General features: G+C 41.9%; 13 protein-coding genes. 6 read left to right on the forward strand and 7 right to left on the reverse strand.

What is annotated here, in order from left to right:
- Positions 1-59 precede the first annotated feature (59 nt).
- The 4 genes from H5123_RS10130 (at position 60) to H5123_RS10145 (ending at position 5,907) form a co-directional block, all read left to right on the forward strand.
- Positions 60-2,657: a PAS domain S-box protein gene (locus H5123_RS10130; RefSeq protein ID WP_182697877.1), complete on the forward strand. Its 2,598-nt coding sequence runs from the start codon at positions 60-62 to the stop codon at positions 2,655-2,657.
- Complete coding sequence (locus H5123_RS10135) at positions 2,657-4,213, forward strand: sigma-54 dependent transcriptional regulator (RefSeq protein ID WP_182697878.1); 1,557 nt, start codon at positions 2,657-2,659, stop codon at positions 4,211-4,213. The genes H5123_RS10130 and H5123_RS10135 overlap by 1 nt, the downstream gene beginning before the upstream one ends.
- A 317-nt stretch (positions 4,214-4,530) precedes the next feature.
- A complete protein-coding gene (locus H5123_RS10140) occupies positions 4,531-4,911 on the forward strand; it encodes a PA2779 family protein (RefSeq protein ID WP_124017611.1) in 381 nt (126 codons plus the stop codon).
- A gap of 15 nt (positions 4,912-4,926) precedes the next feature.
- The gene (locus H5123_RS10145) at positions 4,927-5,907 is read left to right on the forward strand and encodes a PA2778 family cysteine peptidase (RefSeq protein WP_182697879.1); all 981 of its coding nucleotides are present in this window, start codon (positions 4,927-4,929) and stop codon (positions 5,905-5,907) included.
- Positions 5,908-6,155: 248 nt separating this feature from the next.
- On the opposite strand, the gene H5123_RS10150 is transcribed toward H5123_RS10145, so the two are convergent.
- Entirely contained in the window at positions 6,156-6,413 is a 258-nt protein-coding gene (locus H5123_RS10150; RefSeq protein WP_124017609.1) for a YfhL family 4Fe-4S dicluster ferredoxin, read from the reverse strand.
- Between the two features lie 11 nt (positions 6,414-6,424).
- Entirely contained in the window at positions 6,425-7,789 is a 1,365-nt protein-coding gene (yegQ, locus tag H5123_RS10155) for a tRNA 5-hydroxyuridine modification protein YegQ (RefSeq protein WP_182697880.1), read from the reverse strand.
- A gap of 250 nt (positions 7,790-8,039) precedes the next feature.
- Between yegQ and H5123_RS10160 the strand changes: the two genes are divergently transcribed.
- Entirely contained in the window at positions 8,040-8,882 is an 843-nt protein-coding gene (locus H5123_RS10160; protein WP_182697881.1) for an HDOD domain-containing protein, read from the forward strand.
- A 121-nt stretch (positions 8,883-9,003) separates the two neighbouring features.
- On the forward strand, positions 9,004-10,515 hold the full coding sequence (locus H5123_RS10165) for a bifunctional diguanylate cyclase/phosphodiesterase (protein ID WP_182697882.1): 1,512 nt from the start codon (positions 9,004-9,006) through the stop codon (positions 10,513-10,515).
- A 24-nt stretch (positions 10,516-10,539) separates the two neighbouring features.
- On the opposite strand, the gene H5123_RS10170 is transcribed toward H5123_RS10165, so the two are convergent.
- The 5 genes from H5123_RS10170 to H5123_RS10190 form a co-directional block, all read right to left on the reverse strand.
- Positions 10,540-10,971, reverse strand: a complete 432-nt coding sequence (locus tag H5123_RS10170; RefSeq protein ID WP_182697883.1) for a thioesterase family protein — start codon at positions 10,969-10,971, stop codon at positions 10,540-10,542.
- Between the two features lie 35 nt (positions 10,972-11,006).
- On the reverse strand, positions 11,007-11,903 hold the full coding sequence (locus H5123_RS10175; RefSeq protein ID WP_259395205.1) for an ABC transporter substrate-binding protein: 897 nt from the start codon (positions 11,901-11,903) through the stop codon (positions 11,007-11,009).
- Between the two features lie 325 nt (positions 11,904-12,228).
- The gene (locus tag H5123_RS10180; RefSeq protein ID WP_124017604.1) at positions 12,229-12,702 is read right to left on the reverse strand and encodes an NYN domain-containing protein; all 474 of its coding nucleotides are present in this window, start codon (positions 12,700-12,702) and stop codon (positions 12,229-12,231) included.
- Between the two features lie 16 nt (positions 12,703-12,718).
- Positions 12,719-15,823: a multidrug efflux RND transporter permease subunit gene (locus H5123_RS10185; protein WP_182697884.1), complete on the reverse strand. Its 3,105-nt coding sequence runs from the start codon at positions 15,821-15,823 to the stop codon at positions 12,719-12,721.
- A complete protein-coding gene (locus H5123_RS10190) occupies positions 15,823-16,908 on the reverse strand; it encodes an efflux RND transporter periplasmic adaptor subunit (protein ID WP_404948305.1) in 1,086 nt (361 codons plus the stop codon). The genes H5123_RS10185 and H5123_RS10190 overlap by 1 nt, the downstream gene beginning before the upstream one ends.
- Between the last annotated feature and the right edge of the window lie 128 nt (positions 16,909-17,036).

Raw genomic sequence — 17,036 nt, forward strand, 5'->3', positions numbered from 1 at the left:
TGTCTCTGGGCCAACATGTCGACCCCGTCAAAACCATTGGATGGTTATAGAGGTTAGTAATGAAAGGTGATGATACAAAACGTGCCCAGGCTGACGAGATTAAAAGCTTATCAAGCTTTATTAAAGGGGAGGGTATCAATCTGTTCGAAGCCGTGATTGATGAGAGCAGCGAACGCAGACATGCTGAAGAGGCATTGCTAAATGCGGGTGCCTTGCAGCGAGCTATTTTTAATAGCGCTAACTTCTCTTGTATTGCTACTGATGCTAAAGGGGTTATCCAAATTTTTAATGTTGGCGCCGAGCGGATGCTAGGTTATTCAGCCATCGAAGTAGTGGACAACATTACCCCTGCCGAGATATCCGATCCCCAGGAAATCATCGCCCGCGCCAAGGCGCTTTCTGTAGAACTCTGCACGCCAATAGAACCTGGTTTCGACGCGCTGGTGTTTAAGGCGTCACGCGGTATTGAAGACATTTACCAATTAACTTATATCCGTAAGGATGGTAGTCGCTTTCCAGCTGTTGTATCGGTTACAGCACTTCGCGACGACCAAGGTATCATCATAGGTTATCTTTTGATTGGCACAGATAACAGTGTTGGCAAGCAGGCAGAAGAAGCTTTGCTCAAAGCTGGTGCACTGCAGAAAGCCATTTTTAACAGTGCTAATTTTTCCAGTATTGCTACCGATGCTCATGGTGTTATTCAGATATTTAATGTGGGTGCCGAGCGAATGCTGGGTTATACCGCTGACGAGGTGATGAACAAGATCACCCCAGCAGATATTTCCGACCCCAAAGAAGTCATCGAGCGCGCTAAAGAGCTCAGTATTGAACTGGACACAGCAATTACACCTGGTTTCGATGCGCTAGTATTTAAGGCTCGGCGCGGTATTGAGGATATCTACGAGCTGACTTACATACGTAAAGATGGCAGCCGCTTCCCAGCAGTAGTGTCCGTCACGGCATTGCGTGATGAGCGCCAGGCTATCATAGGCTATTTGTTAATAGGAACCGATAATACCGCGCGTAAGCGTATCGAAGAAGAACAGAAAGAACTTAGTCGGCGCCTGCAAGATCAACATTTCTATACTCGTAACCTGATTGAATCCAACATTGATGCGCTGACGACCACTGATCCGTCCGGCATTATTACCGATGTCAATAAACAAATGGAAGAGCTTACAGGTAACCAGCGTGATTCCCTTATAGGCACCCCATTCAAAGACTACTTTACCGATCCTGAGTTTGCCGCAGCGGGCATAAAAAGGGTGTTAAGTGAAAAGATAATCTCAGATTATGAATTGACCGCCCGCAACAAGAGCGGCAAAGAAACCGTAGTTTCCATTAATGCGGCCACCTTTTATCACCGAGACAATAAATTACAGGGGATTTTTTATGGCGCCCGCGATGTCACTGAGCGTAATCGCCTAAATCAAAAACTGCTGGAAAAGAACATCGAACTGGAAAATGCTAAAGCTGTGGCTGAGAAAGCCAATCTCGCCAAATCGGATTTTCTTTCCAGTATGAGCCATGAGCTTCGAACCCCACTGGGTGCGATCTTAGGTTTTGCACAGCTTATGGAATCAAGTACTCCCGCGCCACTGCCCGCTCAGAAACGTAGCATTACTCAGATCCTCAAAGCCGGATGGTATTTGTTGGAGCTTATCAATGAAATTCTGGATCTAGCGCTAATCGAATCCGGCAAGCTGCCTATGTCAGTTGAAGTGGTTTCGCTGTCCGAAGTCATGCAAGAGTGTGTGTTGATGAGTGAGCCACAAGCTAAAATCCATGACATCAACGTCATCTTTAACCGATCTACGACCAAAGATTTTCTTCACGTCGATAGGACCCGGCTAAAGCAGGTGATTATTAATCTGCTTTCCAATGCGATTAAATACAACCGAAAGGGTGGAAGCGTGATATTGGAGCACAGTCAAAGCAGCGATGATATGGTGCGGTTCAGTGTTCGAGATACAGGTGAAGGATTATCAGCTGAGCAACTCGGGCAACTTTTTCAACCTTTTAACCGCCTCGGTCAAGAAGCTAATAATCAACAAGGTACAGGAATAGGCCTGGTGGTGAGTAAGCGTCTGGTTGAATCGATGGGGGGAGTCATTGGTGTGCAAAGTACCGTTGGCGTAGGGAGTGTCTTCTGGTTTGAACTACAGCGAACCGACGAACCGGTATCTAAGCTTGCTGACAGCGCAATAATGGTCACCAAAGCGCTACAATATAAAGCCCCTGAGCATTTGCAAACCTTACTGTATGTTGAAGATAATCCGGCTAATTTGATGCTTGTTGAGAACATTATTTCTCGTCGACCTAATCTGCGTTTTCTCAGTGCTGCCGATGCGATTCAAGGTATTGAAATGGCACATACCCATCAGCCGGATATTATTTTGATGGACATTAATCTACCGGGAATTAGCGGCTTAGTTGCATTGAAAATTCTCAGGGAAAGTCCGATAACAGCGTCTATACCCGTGGTCGCTCTCAGTGCAAATGCCATTCCCCGAGACATTAAGAAAGGTCTGGATGCCGGCTTCTTTCATTATCTAACTAAACCACTGCGGATCAATGAATTTCTGAAGACTGTCGACATAGCGCTTGAGCATGCCAATAAGTCTGCTGTAATCGCTGATGATGAGGCAAAATAATGAAAATTAATGCAAGCGATATACTCAACGCTAAGATTTTGATTGTCGATGATCAAGAGCCTAATGTGCTTCTGTTGGAGCAATTATTACTTGATAGCGGTTATACCCAGGTAACGACAAGCATGGATCCTTTAGTTGTTTGCGACCTCAACCGGATTAATCGCTATGATGTGATTTTGCTTGATTTACAGATGCCAAAAATGGATGGATTCGAGGTTATGGCTGCGCTTAAGGCAGACCATAGCATGGATTATTTACCAGTGCTGGTGCTCACTGCCCAACCCAATCATAAACTTCAGGCATTACAAGCGGGGGCCAAGGATTTTATTAGCAAGCCCTTTGACTTGGTCGAGGTGAAAACCCGTATTCATAATATGTTGGAAGTGAGTTTACTGTATAAAAAATTGGCAAAAAATAACCTCTCTTTGGAAGACACTGTACAAAAGCGTACGCTAGAGTTGACCAAGACTAACTTGCTACTCGGGCAGGAAATTGATGAACGTAAAAAGGCTGAAGCGTCACTGAGAGAGACTTACATACAAATAAAGCAATTAAAGGACAAGCTTCAGGCCGAAAATATTTATCTTCAAAAGGAAGTTGCGCGGCAGTTTAATTTTGACGAAATAATCGGTAATAGCAAACTGCTGTCGCAGGTCTTTCAGAACGTTGAGCAAGTTGCTCCAATGGATGCCACAGTATTGCTGCTCGGTGAGACTGGCACTGGCAAAGGGGTTGTTGCCCGTGCTATCCATAGCCGCAGTTCGCGAAAAACGCGTCCGTTGATCACAGTAGACTGCACCACCTTACCTGCGAGCCTGATAGAGAGCGAATTGTTTGGCCGTGAGCGGGGAGCATTCACCGGTTCAGACAGCAAACAGATAGGCCGTTTTGAGCTGGCTGATGGTGGCACCTTGTTCTTAGATGAAATTGGTGAAATGCCGCTAGAGATGCAAGCTAAGCTACTGAGAATTATTCAAGATGGAGAATTTGAACGGCTAGGCAGTCCGCGTACTATAAAGGTGGATGTGAGAATTATTGCCGCGACTAACCGCAACCTGATTGAGGAAGTGCGTAATGGCAAATTTCGTGAAGATCTCTATTACCGCTTGAACGTATTCCCAATCACCTTGCCGCCTTTAAGACAACGTAAAGAAGATATCCCGCTGTTGGTTAATCATTTTGTGATTAAATTTAACAAGAAAATAGGTAAGTTGATTGACACTATCAGCCAAGAAGCTCATCAAGCCTTACTGCAACATCAATGGCCTGGCAATGTGCGAGAGTTGGAGAGTGCTATTGAACGAGCCGTTATCCTTAGCGAAGGAAATACACTGCAGATCTTAGATCGCTTTGATAGTTTTGAAAAACGAGTGCCCAGAGATGATGCTTCGATAAAGGGCTTGGTTGAGCTGGAATGTGAACATATCGCTAAAGTATTGCAGCAGACAGGTTGGCGAATTGAAGGCCATAAAGGCGCAGCACTACTTCTTGGACTTAACCCCAGCACCTTGCGCGCCAGAATGCGCAAATATGGCATCATACGCCAGTCAAATTAGCTGACTGATAACATTAAGTGAGTCATAAGCTGAACTATGACGATGCCATCAATGAGCAAATAGGAAACCATGTTGGGGTTTGTTAACCCGTCAGTATGACTTAATTAATCAGTAGCCGTGATAAAAAGCTGAGGATTACACCCCCCTCTCAATCGATAAAGAGTTGCGGCAGTTTAGTGACAATTTTGCTAAAGCGGGTGCAGTGTGATTATTTAAGTGTCACCAAAGTAGGTATAATCTCGATATACCTTGTTATTACGCAGCATTAACTCTACTGTTAATAAGATATTTACATTTGCTCAATCAAAGGAAATCCAATGAAAAAAGTTCTTGCAGTCGCCACAGTAATGTTAGCTTATTTGACTTGTATTTCGACCACCTACGCTGGGGTTATTTCCTCAGAGCAGGTTATCGTTCAGCAGAAAAATATTTATAATAAACAACAAGTCATTGCAATGCTGAGTAACGTTGACGTTCAAAATAAACTGGTAGCACTTGGCGTTAGTATGGAGGATGCAGAAATGCGGATCGCCAGCATGACGGATCAGGAATTAAACCAATTAAACACCCAAATGAATGATATGCCTGCAGCTGCTGGTGGCGTAGTAGGAGTTGTGGTCACTGTATTAGTGGTGTTAGTGGTTCTCGATTTGGTGGGCGTTACCGATGTGTTTTCCTTTATTAGGCCCATTAACTAGGTCGTATTTTCAAGTATGAGTCACATAAGCTGGTTCACAAAAGCCGTTGGTATTACTGGCTTTTGTTTATTTCTCAGTGGCTGTCTATCGGTTCCGCCCCAGACAGCCATGTTATTAGCTAATCCGCCCGATATTTCCCTTAAACATCAAATTACTGGGGTTCCTTTTTATCCTCAAGAGGATTACTTCTGTGGTCCTACAACACTCTCAGAAGTGTTCAATTTTTATGGGCTAACCAAAACACCTCAGCAAATAGCACCAGCACTGTTTATTCCTGATTTACAAGGCAGCTTGCAAATTGAAATGGTGGCCGCCGCCCGTCAACAGGGGCTGCTTGCTTATGCTGAATCAGGCAACTTGACCCAACTTCTGTCTTTGGTCAGTGACAACATTCCGGTCATAGTGCTACAAAATTTATCAACCTCATGGTATCCCATGTGGCATTACGCAGTGGTAACTGGCTATGACCTTAATAATCAGCAGGTAGTGCTCCATTCTGGCAGCCATAAAAACCGTATCGCGGAACTTAAAGTATTTGAACGCACCTGGTTGCGAGGCCAATATTGGTTATTGGCTGTTGTGCCGCCGGATATCAAGAGTTCACATTTTGACCGGTTTATTTACGCCAGCGCCGCCCAAGATTTGCTCAGCGTTGGCGAAAGTACTGCCGGCATAAATGCGCTTGAAAATGCCACCAGACAATGGCCTGACTATTGGCTAAGCTATTTTTTGCTTGGAAATTATTATTTAGCAATAGATAACGCCAAGGCTACTTTTTGGTATCAACAGGGATTAAATTATAGCGCGCAACAGCCTGAGCAACAGGGCGCTTATTTAAATAATTACGCTTACAGTTTGTCTGTGTCTGGTTGTAAACAGAGGGCAATGGAGATGATTAGTAAAGCACTTCAATTACAACCCGAAGATAGCAACATACTCAACACACACAATGACATAGAAAAAATGTCCGATAATGCAAGTTGTACCACAGATTAAGCTCGCTCAATTAGTCTGATACTATTTTAATGTAATGATTTTAGAACAGAGCAAATAAACACATAAATAAAGATAACAAAATGAAATTTATCATCTTTTTCAATTTACTCAGAAGGTGAGTCAGTCTTTATGATTGCAATGATTTTTGAGCATGACTTATGTCGCTAAATGACTCAAAGTGAATGAGCGCCAATCGGCGCTCATTCACTTTATGCTGACTACGGTATGACTAACATGCGTTGTCAGTGTTAATTGGGTGACTTACCCGTGAGCCTAGCATATTTGATTAGCAGCTCGTCTTGAGACTCTTTATGTTCTGGATCGGGATCGATGCAATCAATCGGGCAAACTGATACACAGGTCGGTTTGTCGTAATGGCCCACACATTCAGTACACAATCCGGGATCAATTTCATATACCTCTTCACCCATAGTGATGGCCTCATTAGGGCATTCAGGTTCACACATATCACAATTGATACAGCTATCGTCAATGATTAATGCCATAAAACCTCAGGTTAAACAGATTGATGAGGGTTTCGAGTATCCATCCCCTCAGGTAAATTACGCATTAGCATGGCTTTGTCGATGTTAATATCTGCTGGCAGCGCGAGAAACACAAAATGTCCTGAGCCTAAAGCGGAATCGATAGATTCACCTTTGCGATTCAGTAATGCTTCAATAGTGATAACAAAATTACCTTCAGTTGTCATTATTTCAACGCTGTCGCCGACAGAGAATTTATTTTTGACGTCTATTTCAGCTAACCCTTGTGGATTTCGTTTGCCAGTAAATTCACCAGCAAATTGCTGACTATTACTTACAGAATGACCATATTGGTAATTTTGATATTCATCATGAACATGACGACGTAAAAAACCTTCGGTATAGCCGCGATGCGCTAAGCCTTCAAGGTTGTTCATTAAAGTGCGATCAAAGTCTTTACCCGCAGCAGCATCTTCAATGGCCTGACGATAAAGTTGGGCAGTGCGCGCAACATAATAAAAAGATTTGGTACGACCTTCAATTTTTAATGAATCAATGCCCATTCTGGTTAAACGATCCACATGTTGAATAGCGCGTAAATCTTTTGAGTTCATAATGTAAGTGCCATGTTCATCTTCAAACGCTGGCATATATTCGCCAGGGCGACCGGCTTCTTGTAATAAAACAATCTCACTACTGGGTTGACCCGAACCTAAGGTTGGGGTTTCAAACTGAACTGTGGGGGTCACAGGGATGATATCTCCGCTCTCAGTTTGTTGTGCTTGGTGAACATCATATTTCCAGCGACATGCATTAGTGCAGGTTCCCTGATTAGGATCGCGTTTATTCATATAACCAGACAATAAACAACGGCCTGAATATGCCATACACAATGCGCCATGAACAAACACTTCTAATTCTATATCTGGACACCGCTGACGAATTTCTTCAATTTCATCAAGTGACAATTCACGCGATAATATGACTCGCTTAATCCCTTGCTGTTGCCAGAATTTGACCGACGCCCAGTTAATGGCGTTTGCTTGAACTGATAAGTGAACTACTTGTTCAGGGAACGCTTCGCGTACCATCATAATAAGCCCCGGATCTGACATGATCACCGCATCGGGTTTCATTGCAATCACAGGTTCCATGTCTTTAATATAGGTTTTGAGTTTGGCATTGTGCGGCGCAATATTACTCACCACATACAATTTTTTCCCTAGGGCATGAGCTTCTTCAATACCTGAAGCAAGGTTCTCCATTTTGAAATCATTATTTCTGACTCGTAAACTGTAACGAGGTTGGCCTGCATAAACAGCATCGGCACCATAAGCAAAGGCGTAACGCATATTTTTAAGCGTACCAGCGGGAGATAATAATTCAGGTTTAAACATGGTTTTACTCGACCTAGTTAAATAGTGTATGACTCAAGGGCCGAAGCTTACTTAAGGATATTAGCGGGGACAAATATAGCCTTAGAATTTGTGAGGTCGGTTGTATTTTACAACTACTAATCTGGTTACCGAGCGACAAAGCTTAACGGAACGATATAATTAATTGGCTTCTCGTTAGTTGAGTAATCGCAAATGTTATCGCTTTGGGTATATAATCCAACATCAGTGGCTATTTATTTATGGAGACCTCATGTCTACGGAACATCAACTCTTGGTTGGACTATTAAAAAAGCTTAAAGATGATGCTTTAGTTTTACCAACACTGCCCGAAGTGGCCATGCGTGTTCAAGAAGTCGTGTCTCGTCAAGATTCAAGCCTCAAGCAAGTTGCTGACATTATTGGTCAAGATGCCGCTATTTCAGCGCGCATTATCAAAGTTGCCAACAGTGCTTTATATTCTCGTGGTAACAAAGCTGAAAATATTAATGCCGCTGTGAGTCGTATTGGTTTAGTACAAATTAAATCTATTACCACATCTGTTGCCATGGAGCAGTTATTTATCTCCACTAACGAAATGGTGTGGGAGGTGATGGATGAAGTATGGAAAACCTCTATTGAAGTGACAGCTTCCTCCGGTGCCATGTTAGAGATGTACAATAAACGTCACCCGAGTAAAAAATTAGACCGTGATACGCTTACTCTAGCTGGTTTAGTGCATAATATTGGTGCATTACCAGTATTAACCGAAGCGGAAGTTCATCCTGAGTTATTTAGCCGAATTGATGATTTACGCAGTTTAGTGCGTAAGATGCAGGGCCCTATTGGTCGCGCCGTATTAAAAACATGGGATTTTGCTCCTGAGGTAATGGAAGTGGTCGAACGATGGGCTGATCTTCATTACATGCCTGAAAAAGTATCTTATCTCGACTTTATCCGTTCGGCTGCATTTTACACGGGTGAACTGCGTGCCGGTGAAGAATTAGCTGAAAGATTGGGCGTCTTTGCACAAAGAGGCTTGCCTGTTACTGCAGAAGATCTTGCCAGTGATGAGTTCATTGATATGTATCATTCAATTAAGCAAAGTTACGAATAGTAGTATGTTGTGCTTATTTCACTGATATTATCAAATGAGTCAAACACAGATGATTAATATTAGTGATGTATTTTTGCGTTGAATACTGTGATGATTAAAATTGCAACATGATGAAGACTTAATGAATTACTTTTTGATAACGATGTTATGTATTATGGCGATCTTGCTGTGTAGCGTTGCACTTCTCTATTGGCGTCAGCATCGTTTTATTCAACAATTGACTCATTCGTTGCAATTACAATTACTTAATCAAGATTCATTCAACGTAGACTCAGCTTCAACTTCAACCTCATTAAAACCGCTCATTAACGTTCTTCACGACTTACATCAATCAAGCATCTTTAGTACCGAACGAGATAAGTTAACTGGCTTAGCTAACCGTGTCGGTTTTAAACGTAAAATGTTGTCTAAAATGCCCATGTCAGACGGCATGTTAGTGCTGATAGATATTCGACAATTTCGGTTTGTGAACGATTTGTTTGGTTTTTTATTTGGCGACAAATTTCTTAAAGCGTTTGCGAAGCGGATCGATAACCTTAATTGCAAAGCACAGTTTATCGCTCGAATGAACGGAAATGAGTTTCTATTGTTTTTTCACCAAAAATTGACAGTTGAGCAACTGCTTGAAATCAAGAGTGAATTACAAAAACCGTTTGAAATTGAACAGCAACCCATCAGTATCAAAATACAATTGGGTGTATTGTCATTAAGTGAACATCATGCCGAGGTCAGTTTGATGCTGCGCCGCTTAGATTTGGCATTAAAAAAAGCCAAAACATTAAAGCAAGCCATGGCATTTTATGATCAAGATGATGATAAAGCCCAATACAGAGAATTATTAATTATCAATGGCTTGCCTAAAGGGTTAAAGCAAAATCAGCTGTTTATGGTATTCCAACCCAAGTTAGATTTAAAAAGTGGTCACTGTAAGCAGGTTGAAGCGTTAATTCGTTGGCAGCATGACAGTTTGGGATTAATTTCGCCTAATGAGTTTATTCCATTAGCAGAACAAACTGGAATGATTAATATTTTGAGTACTTGGGTGTTAGATAACGTGCTAGCTCAACAAGTTAAATGGCGCAACACAGGGGTTTACGTTAATGTCGCCATTAATTTATCTTCTACTGATTTAGATAATCCCAATCTTGCCGCTGATGTTGCAAGCAAATTAGCTCAATATCTGGTGCCAGCCGAATCGATTACGATTGAAATCACTGAAAGTGTTTTAATGAAATCACTGGCACAAACCATTGTGACCTTAAATCAATTACGCGATATTGGGGTTAAACTTGCGATTGATGACTTTGGTACTGGCCACTCTTCTTTGGCTTATTTGCGTCATTTACCCGTTGATGAAGTGAAAATAGATAAAGCCTTTTTAGATGAGTTTGAAACTTCACCAGCGGCAAAGCAAATTGTTAAGACGAGTATCGATCTCGCTAAAAATCTGGGTTTTGAAGTGACGGTTGAAGGGGTTGAATCTAAGACAGTATTGGAAGCATTACATCATTTTGGGGTGGATACCATTCAAGGTGATTATTTTGCTAAACCTTTTACTGCCAGTGAGTTTGAGCACATATATCCGCAACTTAATTACCCACTCATCAGCTCTGCTCAAATTAACCAGCCATAAATTGTTATCCATAGCCCTAACGTCCTAAATCCCCTTGGATAGATGGGTTATTAATTCTGTCGGCATGGGCGCAAGTTGACGTTTCTGGTTCATACAGACCATTTCTATCGTTGCCGTTACTGCTGGTTTTTTCGCATTAGGTCGCCATATTTCCTGTTTCCACACTGTACGGTACTTACTTTCAAAATAAAATTGAGTGCGTACATCAATAATATCAGCAAATTCTACGCCATCGTGACATAACATATCACTGCGATAAACAGCAAAACCCAGTTGTTGTTGTTGCCAAAGTTGGCTGAGGATCTCTGCACCAATAACATGTTCACGAGCACGTTCGAAATATTTCAAAAAATTTGGATGATACACCACTCCTGAAAAGTCAGTATCTTCATAATAAATTTGTACTGAAAAAGAGTGCACTGGGCTGTATTGTTGTTGCGCAGGGACACGACTCATTACACTATGACCTTATGTTATTTACTGTGTTGCTATTAATCATTTAGGGGCAGAAGTAATTGCTGGTATTTACCCTGTTTTTTTAGTGCTATTAGTCCTTTGTCGAGTAACTCACTAAGGTGTTTTGATTGCGGATTAAGTTTAGAAAAAGCGACAAATATTTTACTGGTATGATTGTTAAATTTAGCTTGTATATCATTGTTAACTCCCATCCGCTTGATGTAAACGTCAGCAACAAGATCATACATGATAGCAGAGTCAATTCTGCCCACTAGTAACAAATTAGTTAATTGGCGTTGGCTATCTACAGTGATAACTTGGAGCTTTCGTTTTTCTACCAGTGTTGTGAATTCATCTCCATACTCATAGCCATTGATAATACCTATGGTGCTTTGGGTTGGCAGTTGCCATTTATTTTTTGCAACCGTAGGATAATCTTTGGCAAAGAAAAAAGAAGCCGTTATGGTAAAAAGAGGTTCATTACCGAAAACAAATCGGTCAATTGTACTTTGCTCTCTGGTAACATTAAATACGCCATCAACCGAGCCTCGTTCAGTCATAATTAATCCGCGAGCATAAGGGACTACAATAGTTGAGATGTTAACATCAACTTGCTCAAAAGCATGACGGATAATGTTGTGGGAAATACCTCGGCCAAATTCATCAGCAAAGGGTGGCCAGCTATCTTCAGCGGCTAGCGTAATTGATAATGGTTGTGCCACGGTATTGTGTATAGAAAGGAAACTGACAATAGTCATTAATATTAAAAATAAGTAATGTATTGATAAGCCAGAATATTTTGGCAGTAAAATGCAATCAAAAAGTACATTTTTTTGATATGTTGACGACATATAATCCTTTATCGAACAGTCCTGTAATGGCAAGGCAATAATAGCACTTCTAGCAATAAAGTGATATTTCATGTTTTTCATCATCAGTCCATTCTGTGAACTTTTAGTGATTAAGCGCTTGTTATATAAGTTTTTTCGATTACCGATAAGCGTAATCGGCACCCGTTACTGTATTCTTATATTTGATAAATTAACCTGGCTTAAATCCATTTGATACTGACCAATATCATTGAAGTTAAACTGCATCGGTTTGTTAATTTATGCGGTTATTCTATTGTGTTAGAACTTATGCAGTGTTGCTGTAATGGACTACAGTTGTGTGGCGCTAAGTTGTGGCTAATGAAGTTTTTAGCACGCAAAAGTCACTTGGTATCGCTCATTGGCACAAGCTTACGTGTTATATTATCTAGATCAATAATGGTGCTTCGATAGCGGTAAATTGTTGGCATTGATCGGTTAAAGATTTTGCTGTGAGGCGCTCAACACTTAATACGTGGGTATAGCATGTGGTTGTTTGGTTTATCTTTTTGAGTAATAAATCAAAATCACCATCACCAGAGAGTAAAATAACTTCATCTACCGTGGGCGCTATCTCGAGCATATCGATAGTGATCCCCACGTCCCAATCTCCTTTAGCCGAACCATCACTACGCTGAATATAGGGCTTAGTTTTTACGTTAAAGCCAATGTGTTTTAGCGCGTCTTGAAACTTTACCTGTCCATCATCAGCTGGCGCAATAGCATAAGCGATAGCATGAGAAATGTTCCCTCGTGCCGATAACTGCTTATACAAGGCTCGGTAATTAAACGAACGACCAAAACCTTGCTTACAGGTGTAATAAATATTTTGCACATCTACAAATACGGCAAGCGTTGTCATTATTACACCTGAAAAATTAAGGCTTTTGCGCTTGTTGAGCGGCAATAGCATTATTAAGTTGTTCTTCTACAAACCCAGGAGAGTGGGTTGACGAAGAAATAAGTCGGTACATTGCGGGGATCACTAATAAAGTTACCATGGTCGCAAATGCCATGCCAAAGAATATCACAGTTCCAACAGCAATACGGCTTTCACTCCCTGCGCCGGTAGAGACGATCAACGGTATTGCACCAATTAATGTGGTGAATGCCGTCATTAATATCGGCCGTAAACGACGTGCTGATGCATCAATAATGGCATTGTCCAGCGATAAGCCTCGATCGCGCAATTGATTGGCAAACTCGACAATTAAAATCCCGTTTTTAGTGACCATACCAATCAACATTATCATGCCTATTTGGCTGTAAATATTCATCCCTTGATGGGTAAGCACTAAACCTATAAAACCACCAAAAATGCCCATAGGAACGGTAAACATTACCACCGCTGGGTTGATGAAACTTTCAAATTGAGCTGCTAATACTAGATAAGCAATCAGCAATGCTAAACCAAACACTATCATTACGCCGGATTGATTTTCTTTAAAATCTTTTGACTCACCTGTGTAAGCAATCGAGATATCGCTGGGTAACAATGTTATTGCGCGTTGTTCTAAAAAGTCTAGCGCTTCCCCAAGGGTATAACCTTCACCTAAATTGGCTTTGATGGTGATCGATTTTTGTTTATTGGTATGACTCAATCTCTGTGGCGAGGCGACTTCTTCAACATGAGTAACAGTATCAAGGGTAATGAGTTGGCCTCTGCTTGAACGGAAGTAAATCTTGCTAAGATCAGTGATACTATTAAAGCTGTTTTCATCACCACGAAGGTAGACATCATACTCTTCACCGCGTTCGACAAACGTTGTCTCTTTGCGTCCACCTAGCATAATTTCTAATGTGGTGGAGATTTCTTCCACACTGATACCGAGTTCAGCAGCTCGCTGTTTATCAACAGTAACAACCAGTTCTGGGGTTGTTTCCGCATAATCTAAATCAGCCCCTGAAAGCATCGGACTTGCATCAGCCTCTTGTTGCAGCACTTGAGCCCATTTGAATAACTCTGAATAGTCAGAGCCTCCGAGCACAAACTGCACCGGTTCACTGGATTGACCTCTAAATCCTGGCAGCATAGGGCGTACCATCACATCGGGAATATCTTTTAAGGTTTGAGCGATTAATGCCAGTGCTTGTTTAATATTAGTGTCACGATCTTGCCAATCTTCCAGCTGGATGATGGCAAATCCTGTTTGGTCTCCGGCTCGACCACCAAATGCTGGTGCTTCAACACTGAATGATTTCACTACACCTTGACCTAACAGTGGCATCAATCTACTTTCAACAATATCCATGTTGGCGATCATACGATTATAACTGGTGCCTTCGGCGCCTTTAATAAACGCAAATAACACGCCGCGATCTTCTTGTGGTGACAGCTGTGAAGGGACTTGTTGCATCAGCATGTAGCTACCACCAATGCAGGCGATGATGATCAGCGGTGCTGCTATACGCCAGCGTAATGCCCATTTAACCAGTCTACGATAACCTCGCTCCATACGGGCAAACCCATTATCGATAGCAATATTAAAACGATTTTTCTTCACATTGGCTTTTAAGAGTTTACTGCTCATTACTGGCGTTAATGTTAGGGCGATAAGTGATGAAAACAGCACCGACATCGCCAGCATCACCGAAAACTCGGTAAACAGCAATCCAACCATGCCATCCATAAATGAAATAGGTAAAAATACCATTACCAAAACTAGTGTGGTGGAAATAACCGCAAAACCAACCTCGCGCGTTCCCTTATAAGCAGCGAGGATCGGTTCTTCACCTTGCTCAATATGGTGGAAGATATTCTCAACAACTACGATAGCGTCATCAACCACCAGTCCAATAGCTAAAATCAGTGCCATTAGGGTTAATAAATTAATTGAATAACCTAAGCTGTATGCCGCTATAAATGCAGCAATTAATGATACCGGAACCGTCACCGCAGGAATAAGCGTTGCGCGCACTTGTCCGATAAAAATGTACAACACCAGGATAACCAGTACCCCAGTAATAAACAGGGTGTTGTATACCTCATTAATTGAGCGTGCAATAAACACGTTAGCATCATAATCAACAATCAGTTTTGTGCCTTCGGGCAGAAAACTCTGCACTTTATCGACTTCTTGTTGTACTCGCGTCGAGATGTCTAATGGATTGGCATCTGATTGTGGCACTATGCCGAGACTTAAGTTAACAATGCCGTTACTTTTAAAGGTCGAGTTTTCATTCTCAGCACCGACAAACACGCTCGCGACATCTTTAAGGTAAATCGGTGTGCCATCATCTGCGGTGTGAACCACTAGATAATTAAAGTCTTCTGGGCTGTAATAGAGTCGTTTCGTTCTGACTGACATGACGGTCGTGTCATTGCGAACTTCACCACCGGGTGTTTCAAGGTTTTCAGTATTCAATGCACTGATAATGTCGTTGGTGGTAACATTTCTACCGGCCATTAATTGCGGTTTTAGCTGCACATACATGACTTTGTATAAGCCACCAGAAATATTAACCGAGCTCACACCAGTAATTAAGCTAAATCGGTCTTCTAATACTCGCTGGGCGTAATCGGTCAGCTGAGTACGGTCCATATTTTCAGAGCTTAAGTTGACGTAAATTGATGGCTCACCCGTGCCATTATCTTTCGATACAATAGGATCATTTGCTTCATCAGGTAAGCGACGTTGTGCTTTTGCTACGGCGTCACGGACGTCACTTACGCCTTCAGTTAAGTCCCAACCCAGCTCAAATTTGATTGAAATACGTGACATGCCATTTCGAGTCGTTGAGGTGATTTCATCAATACCACTAATACCTGTTAATTCATCTTCGAGATTTTTAGTGATTTTACTTTCCATTATCGTCGCCGATGCACCGCTATAAGTGGTCATCACTGTTACGACAGGATTTTGCACGTCGGGCATTTCTCTCACTGACAGTTTGGAGAAAGACACTAAACCAAATACGCACAGCAACAGACTTAATACAATCGCAACAACAGGGCGCTTAACCGCCGTATCACTTAGCCACATTATTTATGCTCCTGTTGCACAGGAGACGTTTCCGATTGAGTCGCTAACTCTTTCACTTTGACACCATCACGCATGTTGACCAAGCCTTGAACTACGATGTGATCACCAATGTTGATACCAGATTCCAGTAAGACTTGGTCTTTAATTCTTGCGCCTAACATCACTTGGGTACGAGTAGCGATATTATGCTTATCGATCACGTAGACATACCGTTTTGTACCTGAATATTCAAGAGCTTGTACTGGCACTATTGGTGATGACACACTTGGAAATACTAGCGTAGCTGACATCATCATACCGGGCTTTAATTGACCCTTTTGATTATCAAACTGACTGCGAATGTTGAGGTTGAGTGTGGCTGAATTGACACGAGGGTCAATGGCGATGATTTTGCCTGTGAAGGTGGTTTTATTCCAAGCTCTACTGGTCGCCTTGACTGACATTCCCGTGCTGAGTTGTGATAAATAATGCTCTGGCACTTGTAAGTCCAACTGAAGCACAGACAAGTCATCAAGTGATAATAGAGACTCATTAATGGTAACCATTTTTCCGCGACTGAAATTGACTAGGCCGGTATTACCCGAAAAGGGCGCGGTTAATGTATGGTAGTCAAGGTCAGTTTTGGCTGATTCTAGTCGGGCAAAAGCGATATCAACAGTCGATTTTTGCGCTTCTATTTCAGTTTGGGTAATGGCGTTAACATGGATTAACTTGTTAAATTCGTTAAGCTTGCGAACTTCATCTTGATAATAAGCTTGGGCTTCGGTCACGCTGGCTTTAGCTTTACGGTTATCAAGCGTCAGTAATGCTTGCCCTTGCTTGACGTATTGATTGGATGTGACTTCTATATTATCTATTTTGCCTGCAACTTGCGGGGCTATCATTACTGAGTGAGTCGCGACAAGTTTTCCTATTAAGGTAATTGATTGTGAAAGCTCATGTTGTTCAACGATGGCTGTGATAACAGGCACAACTTTTTCTGCGTGCATAGCCTTGGGCGCGGCGTTAACTGTGTGAACAAATCCAACATATCCCATAATCAATATGGTAGTTGAAAAAAGATATTGGCTAAGTTTTTTGATCATCTGAGTACACATCTCTATAAACAATAATGGAAGGTGTCGTTGCGCGACGACATTGGCTAATGGCTAGCCGGTGATTGATGTTTGGGTATTGTAATTATTTTTGCTTAATTGAGCGTAAAGTAATGTAA

Origin of the sequence: Shewanella sp. SR43-4 (assembly GCF_014163845.1) — a bacterium.
Lineage (GTDB): Bacteria > Pseudomonadota > Gammaproteobacteria > Enterobacterales > Shewanellaceae > Shewanella > Shewanella vesiculosa.

What these genes read in the sequence shown, in the direction of transcription:
- H5123_RS10130 (WP_182697877.1), top strand. Translation starts at nt 60, where the DNA reads ATGAAAGGTGATGATACAAAACGTGCCCAGGCTGACGAGATTAAAAGC.
- H5123_RS10135 (WP_182697878.1), top strand. Translation starts at nt 2,657, where the DNA reads ATGAAAATTAATGCAAGCGATATACTCAACGCTAAGATTTTGATTGTC.
- H5123_RS10140 (WP_124017611.1), top strand. Translation starts at nt 4,531, where the DNA reads ATGAAAAAAGTTCTTGCAGTCGCCACAGTAATGTTAGCTTATTTGACT.
- H5123_RS10145 (WP_182697879.1), top strand. Translation starts at nt 4,927, where the DNA reads ATGAGTCACATAAGCTGGTTCACAAAAGCCGTTGGTATTACTGGCTTT.
- H5123_RS10150 (WP_124017609.1), bottom strand. Translation starts at nt 6,413, where the DNA reads ATGGCATTAATCATTGACGATAGCTGTATCAATTGTGATATGTGTGAA.
- yegQ (WP_182697880.1), bottom strand. Translation starts at nt 7,789, where the DNA reads ATGTTTAAACCTGAATTATTATCTCCCGCTGGTACGCTTAAAAATATG.
- H5123_RS10160 (WP_182697881.1), top strand. Translation starts at nt 8,040, where the DNA reads ATGTCTACGGAACATCAACTCTTGGTTGGACTATTAAAAAAGCTTAAA.
- H5123_RS10165 (WP_182697882.1), top strand. Translation starts at nt 9,004, where the DNA reads ATGAATTACTTTTTGATAACGATGTTATGTATTATGGCGATCTTGCTG.
- H5123_RS10170 (WP_182697883.1), bottom strand. Translation starts at nt 10,971, where the DNA reads ATGAGTCGTGTCCCTGCGCAACAACAATACAGCCCAGTGCACTCTTTT.
- H5123_RS10175 (WP_259395205.1), bottom strand. Translation starts at nt 11,903, where the DNA reads ATGAAAAACATGAAATATCACTTTATTGCTAGAAGTGCTATTATTGCC.
- H5123_RS10180 (WP_124017604.1), bottom strand. Translation starts at nt 12,702, where the DNA reads ATGACAACGCTTGCCGTATTTGTAGATGTGCAAAATATTTATTACACC.
- H5123_RS10185 (WP_182697884.1), bottom strand. Translation starts at nt 15,823, where the DNA reads ATGTGGCTAAGTGATACGGCGGTTAAGCGCCCTGTTGTTGCGATTGTA.
- H5123_RS10190 (WP_404948305.1), bottom strand. Translation starts at nt 16,908, where the DNA reads ATGATCAAAAAACTTAGCCAATATCTTTTTTCAACTACCATATTGATT.